Source organism: Sedimentitalea xiamensis, assembly GCF_030164465.1.
Taxonomy (GTDB): Bacteria; Pseudomonadota; Alphaproteobacteria; order Rhodobacterales; family Rhodobacteraceae; genus Sedimentitalea; species Sedimentitalea xiamensis.
Window position 1 is genome coordinate 17,105 of sequence record NZ_JASNJE010000031.1, and the last position, 13,769, is coordinate 30,873.

At 62.1% G+C, this 13,769-nt stretch carries 21 protein-coding genes and 1 tRNA gene; 12 read left to right on the plus strand and 10 right to left on the minus strand.

The features are described 5' to 3' along the window. Positions 1–9: 9 nt before the first annotated feature. A complete protein-coding gene (locus QO034_RS18855; RefSeq protein ID WP_284487088.1) occupies positions 10–174 on the minus strand; it encodes a hypothetical protein in 165 nt (54 codons plus the stop codon). Continuing rightward, positions 171–452 (minus strand): hypothetical protein, encoded by a 282-nt coding sequence (locus tag QO034_RS18860; RefSeq protein WP_284487089.1) that lies wholly within the window; start codon positions 450–452, stop codon positions 171–173. Before QO034_RS18860 ends, QO034_RS18855 begins: the two co-directional genes overlap by 4 nt. Between QO034_RS18860 and QO034_RS18865 the strand changes: the two genes are divergently transcribed. Beyond that, on the plus strand, positions 451–645 hold the full coding sequence (locus tag QO034_RS18865; RefSeq protein ID WP_284487090.1) for a hypothetical protein: 195 nt from the start codon (positions 451–453) through the stop codon (positions 643–645). The genes QO034_RS18860 and QO034_RS18865 overlap by 2 nt on opposite strands. Before the next feature lie 17 nt (positions 646–662). Here QO034_RS18865 and QO034_RS18870 read toward each other — a convergent pair whose 3' ends face one another. From QO034_RS18870 to QO034_RS18885, 4 genes are read right to left on the minus strand one after another with little or no spacing between them, the layout of a single operon-like run. Then, the gene (locus tag QO034_RS18870) at positions 663–1,472 is read right to left on the minus strand and encodes an ssDNA-binding protein (protein ID WP_284487091.1); all 810 of its coding nucleotides are present in this window, start codon (positions 1,470–1,472) and stop codon (positions 663–665) included. 19 nt (positions 1,473–1,491) lie between these two features. Continuing rightward, positions 1,492–1,818 (minus strand): hypothetical protein, encoded by a 327-nt coding sequence (locus QO034_RS18875; RefSeq protein WP_284487092.1) that lies wholly within the window; start codon positions 1,816–1,818, stop codon positions 1,492–1,494. 18 nt (positions 1,819–1,836) lie between these two features. After that, entirely contained in the window at positions 1,837–2,922 is a 1,086-nt protein-coding gene (locus tag QO034_RS18880) for a DUF2800 domain-containing protein (RefSeq protein WP_284487093.1), read from the minus strand. Then, complete coding sequence (locus QO034_RS18885; protein WP_284487094.1) at positions 2,922–3,515, minus strand: hypothetical protein; 594 nt, start codon at positions 3,513–3,515, stop codon at positions 2,922–2,924. Before QO034_RS18885 ends, QO034_RS18880 begins: the two co-directional genes overlap by 1 nt. A gap of 70 nt (positions 3,516–3,585) precedes the next feature. Here QO034_RS18885 and QO034_RS18890 point away from each other — a divergent pair, with 70 nt between their 5' ends. From QO034_RS18890 to QO034_RS18940, 11 genes are all read left to right on the plus strand, one after another. Beyond that, positions 3,586–5,193: a DEAD/DEAH box helicase gene (locus QO034_RS18890; RefSeq protein ID WP_284487095.1), complete on the plus strand. Its 1,608-nt coding sequence runs from the start codon at positions 3,586–3,588 to the stop codon at positions 5,191–5,193. Next, positions 5,180–5,677: a hypothetical protein gene (locus QO034_RS18895; RefSeq protein WP_284487096.1), complete on the plus strand. Its 498-nt coding sequence runs from the start codon at positions 5,180–5,182 to the stop codon at positions 5,675–5,677. Before QO034_RS18890 ends, QO034_RS18895 begins: the two co-directional genes overlap by 14 nt. Beyond that, positions 5,674–6,135 (plus strand): hypothetical protein, encoded by a 462-nt coding sequence (locus QO034_RS18900; protein ID WP_284487097.1) that lies wholly within the window; start codon positions 5,674–5,676, stop codon positions 6,133–6,135. The genes QO034_RS18895 and QO034_RS18900 overlap by 4 nt, the downstream gene beginning before the upstream one ends. Next, the gene (locus QO034_RS18905) at positions 6,132–6,365 is read left to right on the plus strand and encodes a hypothetical protein (RefSeq protein WP_284487098.1); all 234 of its coding nucleotides are present in this window, start codon (positions 6,132–6,134) and stop codon (positions 6,363–6,365) included. Before QO034_RS18900 ends, QO034_RS18905 begins: the two co-directional genes overlap by 4 nt. A gap of 8 nt (positions 6,366–6,373) precedes the next feature. Then, on the plus strand, positions 6,374–7,048 hold the full coding sequence (locus QO034_RS18910) for a DNA-methyltransferase (protein WP_284487099.1): 675 nt from the start codon (positions 6,374–6,376) through the stop codon (positions 7,046–7,048). Beyond that, entirely contained in the window at positions 7,039–7,209 is a 171-nt protein-coding gene (locus QO034_RS18915) for a hypothetical protein (RefSeq protein WP_284487100.1), read from the plus strand. Before QO034_RS18910 ends, QO034_RS18915 begins: the two co-directional genes overlap by 10 nt. Next, positions 7,206–7,682 carry a hypothetical protein gene (locus tag QO034_RS18920; RefSeq protein ID WP_284487101.1) on the plus strand — a complete coding sequence of 159 codons (477 nt, stop codon included), beginning with the start codon at positions 7,206–7,208 and terminating at the stop codon, positions 7,680–7,682. Before QO034_RS18915 ends, QO034_RS18920 begins: the two co-directional genes overlap by 4 nt. Next, positions 7,679–8,023: a helix-turn-helix domain-containing protein gene (locus QO034_RS18925; RefSeq protein ID WP_284487102.1), complete on the plus strand. Its 345-nt coding sequence runs from the start codon at positions 7,679–7,681 to the stop codon at positions 8,021–8,023. The genes QO034_RS18920 and QO034_RS18925 overlap by 4 nt, the downstream gene beginning before the upstream one ends. Then, the gene (locus tag QO034_RS18930; RefSeq protein WP_284487103.1) at positions 8,020–8,937 is read left to right on the plus strand and encodes a DNA cytosine methyltransferase; all 918 of its coding nucleotides are present in this window, start codon (positions 8,020–8,022) and stop codon (positions 8,935–8,937) included. The genes QO034_RS18925 and QO034_RS18930 overlap by 4 nt, the downstream gene beginning before the upstream one ends. Positions 8,938–9,271: 334 nt before the next feature. Next, positions 9,272–10,111, plus strand: a complete 840-nt coding sequence (locus QO034_RS18935; protein ID WP_284487131.1) for a tyrosine-type recombinase/integrase — start codon at positions 9,272–9,274, stop codon at positions 10,109–10,111. Positions 10,112–10,292: 181 nt separating this feature from the next. Next, positions 10,293–10,466, plus strand: coding sequence for a hypothetical protein (locus tag QO034_RS18940; protein WP_284487104.1), 174 nt, complete (start codon positions 10,293–10,295; stop codon positions 10,464–10,466). Positions 10,467–10,488: 22 nt separating this feature from the next. On the opposite strand, the gene QO034_RS18945 is transcribed toward QO034_RS18940, so the two are convergent. The 4 genes from QO034_RS18945 to QO034_RS18960 form a co-directional block, all read right to left on the minus strand. Continuing rightward, positions 10,489–10,565: transfer RNA gene (locus QO034_RS18945), tRNA-Pro, on the minus strand. A gap of 49 nt (positions 10,566–10,614) precedes the next feature. Then, positions 10,615–11,589 carry a DMT family transporter gene (locus QO034_RS18950; protein WP_284487105.1) on the minus strand — a complete coding sequence of 325 codons (975 nt, stop codon included), beginning with the start codon at positions 11,587–11,589 and terminating at the stop codon, positions 10,615–10,617. Positions 11,590–11,667: 78 nt separating this feature from the next. Further along, positions 11,668–12,774 (minus strand): 3-isopropylmalate dehydrogenase, encoded by a 1,107-nt coding sequence (leuB, locus tag QO034_RS18955; RefSeq protein ID WP_284487106.1) that lies wholly within the window; start codon positions 12,772–12,774, stop codon positions 11,668–11,670. Positions 12,775–12,828: 54 nt separating this feature from the next. Beyond that, positions 12,829–13,749 carry a LysR family transcriptional regulator gene (locus QO034_RS18960; protein WP_284487107.1) on the minus strand — a complete coding sequence of 307 codons (921 nt, stop codon included), beginning with the start codon at positions 13,747–13,749 and terminating at the stop codon, positions 12,829–12,831. Positions 13,750–13,769 lie beyond the last annotated feature (20 nt).

A 13,769-nucleotide genomic window follows, 5' to 3' on the forward strand; every position in this document is an offset into this window, starting at 1 on the left:
GGTTCATGTTCACACCGCCCTGTATTCCGCACGTCCCTTGCCGTGCCCCGTGGTTCCCGTGCGCTTGGCGTGACCGAGGTCTACGAGCGCGTCACCGACACGCACGCTTAGAACGACCCCGCGCCCGTGCGCGTCCTGAAGCTGACGCAGCGCGTCCTCTTGCCGATCAGTCATGTGTCACCGCCGACGCTCTGGAATGCGTCACCAGACGCGACCAGACACGCAATTCCCGACGGAGCAACCGCGGTGAGTGTCCACGTCCCTGTTGTCCTGTTGACGAACAACTCCATGAGTAGGCCACGCGATTCCAGCCCGAGGGAATAGCGGGTTTCGCCGTACTCGCCGGCCAGGTGCGCGATGACATCGTCGCGTGGGGCACAGTTATCCTGTGCGCTGACTGTCGTCGTCTGTGCGATGAGCGCGGCGAGAGCGGAAAGTAGGAGTCGTTTCATGGCGTTTTCCTCTGTGAATGAAGTATTGGAGGGCGAGCGCCACGATAATCAGGAGCGGCGGGATCGACAGGATTGCCGGCAGATGCTCGAACAGGATGTATCCGAACCACTTGCCGACCGTCGGTTCACCGACAAAATACCAAGGCGTTTCCATAATTTGTTACCTCTGTTTTGGTGGTGGGCGGGACCGTGAAGCCCCGCCCGGTTGCGTCACATCCCCGGCATGCCAGCGGGACCGTTCAGGATCCCGGTGTGCGGCTGCACGTTAGAATGGGATGAAGTCTGCGCCGCAGGGGCAGCCCCCGGCATTCCGCCACCGGCAGATGCCGTGGGTGTCTGGGCCGGTGCAGGGTTTCCCGGCATACCGCCACCACCGGTCGCGGGTGGGGTTGCCCCGGCCGCTGTGGGCATTTGCGTACCCATCGCTGCCGCTGCACGACCGGCGAACGCCTGCGACGCGCTGATGCCGGTTGCGATCGGATCACCGTAACCAAGGCGACGGATGGCGACCGGGTTCATGTAGACACCGGCGGTATCGTCCATCTTGCCGTTGACCATGCAGTTGAACATGACGTCCACATAGTCGCCACGCTTGATGTCGGCGCGGTTGATCTGGTTGCCGTTGAGGTCGCAGGCGTCAACCTCGAACTGCGTCGAGAACTTGAAGATGTAGCAGCCCTTCAGGTAGTCGGGGATGTCGCGCGGCTGACCGGTTTTCTTGTCGTAGGTCTGGATGTCACCGTCCTGAATCTTCCAAGCGAAATCCTTGGCAGCAAGACCCTGGTTGATCTGGTTCATCACCAGCGGCACCTGGGCGTAGTCGGTCGCGGCCACCTGCCATATCGAGTTGATCAGTTCGGCGACACCGGGCGTGTCTTTCGGCACCGCGACGCCGAAGAAATACCGGCGCTTGTCATCGGGGATGACGTTGCCGTCGTAATCCTTCTCGTCACGTTCGGTAAGACTCCCCATCACGAGGCGACCGCCCGGTGTGAATTGTCCGTCAAGTTTCGTTGCCATGTTCCTATGGTCCTCTTGATTATGCGCGGAATGCGCGTGGTTTGCGGCTGTAGCGTGAATAGTGCGGGCGCGGCGGGGTGCCGCGGTTCGCGTGGGGCGCCTTGTAGTCGTGCGGTCCCGGCAGCGCCCCATCACCGATGATCACCTGAAGCAACTCCTGGGCGACGCGCAGATGACGGCGGGGCAGGGACACGGTGCCGTCGTCGTTGCGGACCAGATCGCCGAGACCGACGAACTTGCGGACCAGCTTGCGACCCCACCCTTCCTTGTCCTTGACGGTCTCGGGCGCGAACCCGCGGCCAATCTCTGCGGCGGTGGGTGCCGACGACGCGATGAACGACTTCATTCGTTGTTCCATCATTTGTTACCTCTGTTTGAACAAGTTGGCGTAATAACCCGGCGCGACTTTCTTCAGGCGCGGGGCGGTTCGTGGCGTCTCGGTGATGCGGGCGACGACTGCGTCGCTGGCACCCATCCGTTCGAGTTCTGCCGGTGTGACCATCTTCGACACTTCGGGATCGAGTCCCGTCAGGGCACGGACGGTCGCGGCGGGCACGGTAAACCGGCGTTGACCGGCTCGCTGTTCCATATGCCAGCCGGGGATCGTCTCGGCGCGTTTCATGCGTGCAGCGGCTTCAGCCTCGACAGCGGACTTGCGACCCTTGAGCATGTCGGACGCCATTTCGAGGAAATCGAGTTCCTTGGCGAGTTCTTCGACGGTCATGTGTCGCTGTTGCTGCGACGCATTGCGCTCGTAGACGCGATAATTCTCGGCGGCGTTCGCGGCGCACGTTGCGGCCGCATCGCAATATTCACAGTGGGCACCTGGCGTTGCCGGTGCGTTGGGGTTCTGTGCGGCGTTACCCGCTTCCTCGATCGTCTTGACGAACGACATCAGTTCCTCGGGGTAGCACGACCATATACGGTGGATCCCGGCAGGACTCCATGCCCGTGGCTGGTAAATCCCGATGACGACGCGATCGACGCGCACGCCCCGTGCTGTCAGCATCCGCAGGATAGCGCCGGCATAGATGCAGACTTGCGGGTTCTGGTACGGCTCGACCAGACCGAAACCATATTTCAGGTCGTCCACGATCAGGACGTGGTCGCTGCCGAGGACGGCGAAAGCGTCGGGCGTCCCGGCGATATGCTGGTTGAGTCGGACCTTGCGCTCGGTGTGGATTTCACCGCCGTAGGACCGGACGCGATCGACGTATTTCTGGATGTGTTGCGCCATGTCAGGCTCGACCAACCATCCGTTTTCGTGTGACTGACCGACCATGTCGGCAGCGGTAGAAACTGCGCCCGTCAAGACCATCTCTGCAACCCAAGCGGCGCATGTACCCTCGCGGGCAGGATCTCCTACGTCACCAGGGGGGACTCGTGACGACATGAGAGGCATGGCGGCACACTTGGTCCAGATATGGGATGATGACGGGCGCAGATCCATCAGGCCAGTTCCGGCTCGATGGCGCACAGTTCTGCAAACAGTGCTGCGCGATAGCTTTCATTGGTCTCCAATGCCGACGGGTCGGGGATGCCGAGTTTGGCGTAGAGTGCGGTCACGCCGTCAGCGTCGATCTTGCCGCGCTGCATCATGCCGAGGGTCTTGTCGAGCATCTGGTCGAAGCTGACGGGCGCGGGTGCGGCTTTGGCTGCACCGGGCATTCCCGGCATTGCGGGGGTGGCGGCAGGGGTCGTCTCGGGTGCGGCTTCAGCACCACCGGCAGCTTTGAACGCAGCGCGTGCCTCGTCGGCTTCCTTGGACTTGCCGCGCTTCGAACGCCAGGTGCCTTTCGCCGTGAACGACTTGGGGTCCGCATGGATTTCCGGATCATACGGCAGACCATCCGCATCGACGTCGTCAGTAATCTCGTCGCTGTCACCGTCGTCGGCTTTGGTCTGCGCGACGGACGGGCTGTGTGCTTCAGGCTCGCGTGCCGGCTCTGCGGGTGCGGGTGCTGCGGCGCGTGTCTCGCCACCGAGGTACGCCCGAAGGTCATCCTCTGTGTCGAACTCGATTTCCAATTTGTATTTGGGCATTTGTGTCTCCGTTGGCGTTAATGAGCAATTTGTATCTTGCAACAACAGTTAGTAACGGTTAAAAGGAATTATGTCTAGCACAAAATTCACATTAAGACCCGATCAGTCGAAGTTGATCCAAGATGGCGATGCCGCGACAGGCAACGTCATACTTGTCGCACCGACGGGTTTTGGCAAGACAGTAGTAATGGGTGCGCTGGCGGAACGTCAGACACGCCCGTCGGTCGCTATCGCCCATCGTCACGAACTGGTGTCACAAATCAGTAAGGCGATCGCGCAATTTGGCGTGCATCACAACATCATCGCGTCAAAGAATACAGTGAATTTCTGCATTCAACAACATGTGCGTCTGTTCGGTCGGTCGTTCTACAATCCTCGCGCCCCGTTCACGGTTGCCGGCGTCGATACGCTGAATGCACGCGCCGACAAGCTGCGCCAGTGGGCCAACACGATCGAGATGTGGATGATAGACGAATGTCATCACGTGCTGACCGGTAACAAATGGGGCAAGGCGACCGAGATGTTCCCCCGCGCCACCGGTATCGGGTTCACCGCAACACCGATTCGCGCCGATCGCAAGTCGCTCGCCAGGTCGCAGGGCGGGGTGTTTGATTCGATGGTTGTCGGGCCGAACATGCGGGAACTGATTGGGCGCGGCTCGCTGTGTGAATATCGCATCTTTTGTCCGTCACAATCCATCGACCGCGCGAACATCAAGGTCGGTGCGAGCGGTGACTTCTCGGGCGCGTCGCTGCGGCAGGAAGCGCACAAGTCGCAGATTGTCGGCGACATCGTCACGCACTACAAGCGAATCGCACCCGGCAAGCGCGGCATTACGTTCGTCGTGGACGTCGATCAAGCCAACGAGACCGCCGCAGCGTTCCGTGACGCCGGGGTTCCGGCAGAGTGTGTGAGCGCCAAGACACCCGACTCGGTGCGCGACGCCATATTCCAGAAGTTCGTCAACGGCACATTGCTGCAACTGGTCAACGTCGATCTGTTCGGCGAGGGTGTGGACGTCCCGGCTGTCGAGGTCGTGTCGATGGGTCGCCCGACGGAATCCTATGGTCTCTATGTCCAACAGTTCGGGAGGGCGCTGCGGACGATCAAGGGCAAGACGCACGGCACGATCATCGACCACGTCGGCAACGTCGTGCGCCACGGTCTCCCCGATGCCCCGCGCAACTGGTCGTTGCTGGCAGAGGAACGCGGCAAGCGCGGCCAGCGGGATCCGAACGTCATGCCGGTCACGACATGCACTGAATGCTTCATGGCCTACGAGGCGGTGACGCCCAAGTGTCCGTTCTGCGGGCACCGGCCGGAACCCGAGTCCCGCGGGCGCCCCGAGTTCGTGGACGGCGACCTGATCGAACTGGACGCGGAAACACTCGCCGCCATGCGCGGGGAAATCGAGGCGGTTGACGGCCCACCGCCGGCAGACGGCAGCGACATCGTCGGCGCGTCGATCAACAAGAACCACCGGCTGCGCCAGGAAGCGCAGGAAGAACTACGCCACTCGATCGCGGTATGGGCCGGCGTGCAGCGCGACATGGGGCGACCCGACAGCGAGATTTACCGCAGATTCTACCACACCTTTGGGACCGACATCATGTCTGCCCAAACCCTCGGCAGACCCGCCGCAAACAAACTCAAGGAACAGATTGATGAACGCATTTGACGCATGGTCCGCTGGCTTCGTTCGGCGCTGGCACACCCACCCGCAACTCTGCGACACGGTCGATTACAACTCGGGCCACCAGCAACGTGTCGCGCTGTTGATGCTGTCGTTCAAACCGTACGTCAGCCGCGACGCGCTTGTTGCCGCCATGCTGCATGACCAGGGCGAGGTGGACGCCGGTGACATGGCGCACCCGGCAAAGGAAAAACACCCGGTAATTCGCGGCATGTTGCGCGACGTCGAGATGGAATCCATCGCCAACCAGGGGTTCGACTACCCGTGCCTGAAACCCGACGAACTCAATTTGCTGACCCTCTGCGATTGGCTCGATTCGTACCTGTGGATGCTGCGACATTTTCCGAAGTATTTGCGGGATGAGGCTTGGATGCATCAACGGATGGCGATGTCGCAACTGGCTGAACAAGTCGACTGCTATCACCAGTTCTGGCGCGTCGTCAACAAAGCCGCGTCGTGCCTGGCATGACCGTGTTCGAATGGGCGGCAAGGCACGGGGTATCGCCGGGTGCCGTCGAGGAATTGCTGGCGGTCCTCGAACCCGGTCGCCCCACCGGTGAGCGCGGCACAGAAGAGTCCGAGGCGGCGGTCCAGGCCGCGCTTCAGATCGAGGCGGCGCGGCGCGGCGGGTCGCTCATGCGGAACAACAGCGGTGCGTGCCTGGACGCCGAGGGACGGATGGTGCGGTACGGTCTGGCGAACACCAGTTCCAAGATCAACCGCAAGTTCAAGTCGGCTGACCTGATCGGGATAACGCCGGTCAACGGTGTCGGGGTGTTCACCGCGATCGAGGTCAAGTCGCCGGGGTGGAAAGGACCGCGCCCCGGCAACGAGCGGGAACAAGCGCAGGCCGCGTTCCTTAAATTCGTCAGGGGTCTCGGCGGTATCGGTCTGTTCGCCCAATCAGTGAAGGACGTTTACAGATGAGACTTGAGCCACAACAGCGACGCACTGTGATCATCACAGCGGCGGTGCGCATAGCACGGGACGGGCAGCTTTCGGACGTCACGCACGGCGCGGTCGCCAAGCGTTGCACGGTCAAGACGAGCGCGGCGACCGTCCGTCACTATTTCCCCGACCGGTCGCAGTTGTGGCGGGCGGTGATCGACGCGGACGAACGGTTCGCGCTTCAGGGTAGGGAACTCGGATTGTGCTGACATGCAAGATGCACCGGGGCGACGCGCGGGAACTGTTGCGCGGGATGCCCGCGGAGTCGGTCGATTGCGTGGTGACAGACCCGCCGTACCAGACGATCAGCGGGGGCAACGGAGAGTCTGCGACGCACAAGCGCCCGACCGGAATGCTTGCCGACAACGACGGCAAGATGTTCGAACACAACGACGTCAAGTTCCGTGAGTATCTGCACGACCTCTATCGTGTGTTGCGTGACCCTGGGCACATCTATCTGATGGTCAACTTCCTGAACCTTGAGGCGGCGCTGGCCGAGATGCGACGCGCGGGGTTCCGGGTCCACAACCTGTTGATCGCGCGGAAACAGAACGCCACGCCGAACCGCTGGTACATGAAGAACGTCGAGTACACGATCTTTGCCCGCAAGGGCGCGGCGTTCCCGATCAACGACTGCGGCTCGATGACATGCCACGACTGGAAGAACCCGGTGGGCAACAAGACGCACCCGACCGAGAAGTCCGTCGATCTGATGCGGATGTACGTCGAGAACAGCACGCAACCTGGCGACATTGTCCTCGACCCGTTCGCGGGCACCGGGTCCACCGGAGTCGCATGCAAATTGTCGGGACGGTCTTTCGTGGGTTGTGAATTTGACGTCACATATCTTACAATAGCGTGCAAGAGAATCGGAGTAATGCCTTGTCTGTAGGAAAACACTGGCGCGATTTCGCCACAAACGAGGAAAATAGGCAGCACGACGAACTCGAACTGATCGTGCTGTTCGCAAAGGACCGGATAGCGGCGGTGCGCGTCGAACAGCGCAAGATCATGCTGCGGGCAACGACACGCTTGCGGAGGGAGCAGAAATGAGAAACGATGGGCTTCTTAGGTACATGGTCGGTGTGCGTGACAAAGGTTACGACAGCGCGGCCCTGACCGGCGTCACCGGATACTCTCCACTGGAACAACAGGTCGCGCACCGCACCGCAGCCCTGCACGGGTTCATGGATGACGACGGTTCGATCACGGGCGAAGGTCATAAATGGTTGAATAGCAACCTGTCACTTCGGGGTGATTCCGGCATGCTATCGGTCGGTGGCGACAAAGACGCGATAATGTTTGCGGAAATCTATGCGGGCCGGGACGCTGCGACCAAGACCAGTTTCGAAGTTCTCCAGGCAATCCTGCCGGAAACCACGTTCGCGGCAATGTGTGAAATTGTCGGTGAGGGTCACGGTCACGAGGCGTTCGAACGGAAGCACCAGATACCGCAGCGAAGCGCAAAGTTACTGGTGGCCGAGGGCGCGACGATATGCAACCGGGTCTTGCGAGCGGTCACATGAATGTCCGTGAACAACTCAAGGACGTACCGGAGTCGGAGCGGGTCGAGTACCTGCTTCACTTCATCGACTACTACATGGGGTTCGCCGTCATCCCCGAAACAGCGACGCCGGGGTTCACGCTGGCCGAGACCGTGGTCCTGAACATGCTGACAAAGCACAGTGGCGACATGGTCCGACACAGCACGATTGTCGCGGCAATCGCGCGTGTGACCGGGCGCGAAGATGTGGACACGCCGACGAAAGTGTTCATCTCGAAAATCCGCAGGAAGCTGCGGGAACAGGGGAACCCGTTGAAGATCAGGAACATCCGGAATTACGGATATATGGCGGTGGCGATATGACAGCCTACTACAACGAGTTCGATGCCGGTGCCGCCGCGTGGCTTCGGGAACTGATCGCAAACGGGCTGATAGCGCCCGGTGACGTGGATGAACGGAGCATTACCGATGTCAAACCCGACGACCTCAAAGGTTACGACCAGTGCCATTTCTTCGCCGGTATCGGGGGATGGTCGCACGCCCTGCGTCTCGCCCGAGTCCCTGATGATTATCCTGTTTGGACGGGTTCTTGCCCCTGCCAGCCTTTCAGCAGCGCAGGTAAGGGTCTTGGGTATGACGACGAGCGGAACCTGTGGTGGGCGTTCTTCCATCTCATTTCCGAGTGCCGTCCTACAGAAATCTTTGGCGAGCAAGTTGCAAGCAAGGATGGTCTCAAGTGGTGGTTCGATCTTGTATCGCCTGACCTGGAAGGAGCGGGGTACGTCACCGCGGCAGCAGATTTGTGCGGCCCGAGCGTCGGGGCACCGCACATCCGGCAAAGACTCTATTTCACTGGCAGGTTGGCACACGCCGGTAGTCAGGGATGGCAAGAACAGCATGGGCGACGGATCGAACCCGAGAGACTTGCCGCGACAAATGGCGCTGCTATCAGGTTGGCCGACGCCGACGGTGGGGAACGCGACGGGCGGGCAGACCTACAGCAACGGGACGTCGGCGACGGGGAGAACACCGGACGGTCGCAAGATCAGGGTGACGCTACCGAACACGGCGTCACTGACGACACCCGCGCGACTGACGGTTTCTGGCGAGATGTTGATTGGCTCTGGTGCCGGGATGGAAAGTGGAGGCCAGTTGAACCCGGCACATTCCCGTTGGCTGACGGGGTTCCCGAAAGAGTGGGACTCCTGCGGGGTTACGGCAATGCAATCATACCGCAAGTCGCGCAAGCGTTCATCGAAGCGGTGAGGTCATGCTAATCTCGATTCCCGAAGCGGCCGAGCGATTGGGCGGTGTTCCGGTGAAACCCCTTGCGTCCGCTGCCCTCGCCCATGGACTCCTGATACGAATCGGTTCATCATCGTTCGTGCAGGAATCAGAGTTGGGGGAGTTGATCGAGAGATGCCGATGCCAGCCAAAGGTGCCCGCCTCGTCCTCCGAAAGCGCAAGGGTCGAGACCCCGTCTACGTCATCAAAGACACTGGCGCCGGTGAAATCTCAACGCGCACAGGGGATCGCCGAGAAGCTGAAAGGCAACTCGCGGAATACATCGACCAAAAGAACCGCAAAAGTGGTCCATATGGACCGGAGGAAATGACAGTGGCCGATGCCCTGGCGATCTACGGAGAGGAACATGCGCCGACGGTGGCCGACCCCGCACGCATAGGGTACGCCATTGACGCACTATTGCCGTTTTGGGGGAATCGCTCCTGTGCGGACGTAAAAGGTTCAACGACCCGTCTGTATGCCAAGCACCGGGGGGTATCCGTCGGGACCGTCCGTCGGGAACTCGGGACACTTCGCGCGGCGATGGTCTACTGCGGCAAAGAGGGATACCTGACCACTGTGCCCATGTTCCCGATGCCGGCGGCACCCGAGACCAAACAACGCGCGATGACGCGCAGCGAGGTCGCCAAGCTACTACGGGTCTCGCCGCGTCACCTGCGCCACTTCATCCTCGTGGCGCTCTATACCGGCACCCGACGTGACGCGACGCTGAACCTGCGACTGTCGGGTCCGACGACGACCGGCGGCTGGTTCGATCTGGACGCGGGGATACTGTACCGCATCGGCAGCGGCGAACGCGCCACACGGAAACGCCGCGCACCCGCACGGATCCCACGCCAGCTACTCGCCCATGCGCGACGGTGGGCTGCGCGGGGAGACACCTGGGCGGTTGAGTGGAAGGGCGGGCGCGTCGGCAGCGTCAAGACGTCATGGTCACACGCTGTCACGGATGCCGACCTCGGGTGGCGACCGACGCCGCACACGCTGAAGCACACCGCGATCACCTGGGCGATACAGGGTGGCGCGACCAAAGAGGACGCCGCGGGGTTCTTCTCAACCAGCACCGAAACGATCGAGCGGGTGTACTGGCACCTGTCGCCCGACTTCCAACAGGGCGCACTCGACGCAATCGAAAGGAACGGATGATGATGTACTGCTATGTGAACTGCGGGTTATCTGGCGATGCATGCGCTTGCTATCGCAACATGATGGCGCGGCGCGACGAACTGATTGCGCAGAACGACGCAGCGTCGGGTTGGGGCGCAGCCGTCGGTGCGAGACTGGGAGAAATCGCGGGTATTGAGCGCCGACTCGAAGGGAACCAAGCATGACTTTCATTTTCGTGATCGCCTTCCTGGCCGTCGGGTTCGCGCAGCCGCACGTCGAGCAAGCTGCCAGCGAGATTGCCGAGTCGGCACTCGACACGTCGGACGTGGACGCTGTGAACGCCGCGCTCGATGGGGTATTTGGGGGCGAAGCGGGGGCGGGGGAAATCGACTGAAGACGTAAGTATCTGATTTCATTGGTCGGAGTGAGAGGATTCGAACCTCCGGCCCCTGCCTCCCGAAGACAGTGCTCTACCAGGCTGAGCTACACTCCGACCGTTGTGCGTGCGGATTACAGACCTGACACGACTTTGGCAAGCCCCATCATTTGGGTCCCTTGAGGTTGTTCTCGATTGTGCCGACGCGCAGGCTGGTGTCGAGGCCGATCCGGGTTTTCGTTTCCAGAACCGGGGTGTGGCGGGATACCTTGCCGCTGTATTCGCGGCGCAGGATGTAAAGGCCGCTGGCGGTGGTGATTGCAGCGCCAAGGTAGGTCATGGCGTCCGGGTATTCGCCGAACAGGGTCGCGCCATAAAGCGCGGCCCAGAGGATCTGCGAATATTGCATCGGCGCGACCACGACCGCCGGGCTGCGGCGGTAGGCCGCGATCAGGCAGGACATGGCGATCAGGACCATCACCGAAACCACGGCGAGCGCGCCGAGGTCGATGAGCGGCATCGGGCGGTACACGGCGGGCAGGGCGATGGCCATCAGACCCACACTTGCCAGCATCGGATAGAGAATCATCAGGACCGGGCGTTCGTCCTGCCCGATCTTGCGCACCACGATGGAATTGAACGCGCCGGCCACGGCGGACAGCAGGGCGGCCATATGGCCAGGGCCAAGCTCTGCGGTGCCCGGCCGCAGCACCACGATCACGCCCAGCAACCCCACCACGACCGCGAGCCCGCGCCGCAGGCGCACGGTTTCCCCGAGGATCGGCACCGACAGCAGGGTGATGAGCAGCGGCGCCGCGAAAAGGATCGCGTAGACCTGCGCCAGCGGCAGCACGGAGAACGCGTAGAAGGCGCCGACTGCGGCCGTGACCCCCGAGACGCTGCGCAAAAGCATCCACCAGGGATGCACCGGGCGCAGCGTGCCGGGCTTGCCGTCGCGGATGATGAGCAGGGTGATGAAGGGAAAACTGATCAGCGAACTGAAGAACACGATCTGGAACGGGGAATAGTGCCCGCCAAGATACTTGATCAGCAGATCGTGGGTGGAAAAGATCGCGAAAGCGGCCAGGCCGAAAAATGCACCACGCAAACTGGCGGCTTCCGGGCCTGTGACGGATGTCATGTCGGGCCTCCGGGACGCGGCCCGGCCGCTGTCCGGCTGAAGACTGCGCGGCACAAGTTCATACCGCGCAGGTGCATCTCAGAGGCTTTCGTCAAGCGCGGCGAGAATGGCGTCGCCCATCTCGCGGGTGGACACCGGCTGCACACCTTCTTCGCCGATCAGATCGGCGGTGCGCAACCCGTCCGCCAGCACTTTTTCGACCGCGTTTTCCAGCCGCGTGGCCTCGTCGCCCTGGTCGAAGGAATAGCGCAGCGCCATTGCAAAGCTCAGGATGCAGGCGATCGGGTTGGCCTTGCCCTGTCCGGCAATGTCCGGCGCCGATCCGTGCACCGGTTCGTAAAGCGCCTTGGGACGGCCATTGGCCATCGGTGCGCCGAGGCTGGCCGAAGGCAGCATGCCGAGGCTGCCGGTCAGCATCGCGGCGGCGTCGGACAAGAGATCGCCGAACAGGTTGTCGGTCACGATCACGTCGAACTGCTTGGGCCAGCGGCAGAGCTGCATCGCGCCGGCGTCCGCATACATGTGGGACAGTTCGACATCCGGATAATCCTCGTCATGCACCTTCTGCACGACCTCGCGCCAGAGGATGCCGCTTTCCATCACGTTGGCCTTTTCCATGGAGCAGACCTTGTTTCCGCGTTTGCGGGCCAGTTCGAAGGCCGAGCGTGCGACCCGGTCGATCTCGCTCTCGGTGTAGCGCTGGGTGTTGATGCCGACGCGCTCGTTGCCTTCCTTGAAGATGCCGCGCGGCTCGCCGAAATAGATGCCGCTGGTCAGTTCGCGCACGATCACGATGTCGAGCCCCGCCACCACGTCGCGTTTGAGGCTGCTGAAATCCGCCAGCGCGTCGAAACACTGGGCCGGGCGCAGGTTGGAAAACAGGTCCATCTCCTTTCGCAGGCGCAAGAGGCCGCGTTCCGGTTTGACGCTGAAATCCAGGTTGTCGTATTTCGGGCCGCCGACGGCGCCGAGCAGCACCGCATCGACCGCCTGGGCCTTGGCCATGGTTTCATCGGTCAGAGGGGTGCCGTGCTTGTCATAGGCCGCTCCGCCGACCAGGTCCTCGGAGACGTCGAACTTCAGGTCGCGCTTGTCGCCATACCAGTCGATGACGCGCCGGACCTCGGTCATGACTTCGGGGCCGATGCCGTCGCCGGCAAGGATGAGAAGCGAGGGGTTGGACATGCGGGACTCTCCTGAATTGTCGTTGCCTGCCCCTACCGCGCGCAACGCAGAGCGTCAATAAGTTGCCTCGGTCCGTGCGGGCGCGCATTGCCTGGCAAGCCCGTCGGCCAGAACGTCCCAGACCCGCCGCAGACGCGGCGTGTGGCGCAGTGACTGATGCGCCGCCAGCCAGACCGGCAGCGGCGGGATCGTTACGGCGAGGTCCAGTTCTTCGACCAGCGGATCGGCCCGTCCGACCGCCACCTGGGAAAAGCCGATGCCACATCCCGCGCGCACCAGTTCCCAGTAGGCCGCCTGGTTATCGCAGCGCACCGCGAAGTTTCCGCGGCTGACCGGCCAGCCCATGTGCTGCATCGTGCGCACGATGAGTTCATTGCTGTCATAGCCGACGAGATCGAGGTCGAGGATGTCGCTCGCCTGTCGCGGGCGGCCGACCCGGTCGAGATACCTGCGCGCCGCGAAGATGCCCAGTTCCAGATCCCCGACATGCCGGGCCACGATGTCAAGCTGGGCGGGGCGATACATCCGGACCGCGATATCCGCCTGGCGGAACAGGAGGTTCTCGGTCGTGTCGGACGGGATCAGGTCCAGCTGGATCTCCGGTTCAAGGCTGCGCAACCGGGCGAGGATCGGCGGCAACAGGTGATGGCTTGCGAATACGCTGGCCGTCACGCGCACGGTTCCACGCATCTGTTGCGATTGCCCCGCGGCGGTCAGGCCGATGGCCTGCATCGTTTCGTGCATCTGCCGGGCGAGCGGCAACATGCCGAGCCCGGTCGCGGTGAGTTTCAGCCCCCGCGCGTGGCGCTCGAACAATTCCGTTCCGAGGCTGCGTTCCAGGGCGGTCACATGGCGTCCCAGTGTCGGTTGGCTGCGGTCTAGCCTGCGGGCCGCGGCGGACAGCGATCCGGTTTCCGCCACGGCCAGAAAGCTTTGTATCAGGGTCCAGTCAGTGATCTGGCGCGGGTCATCCATTCAATATTGAATACATGACC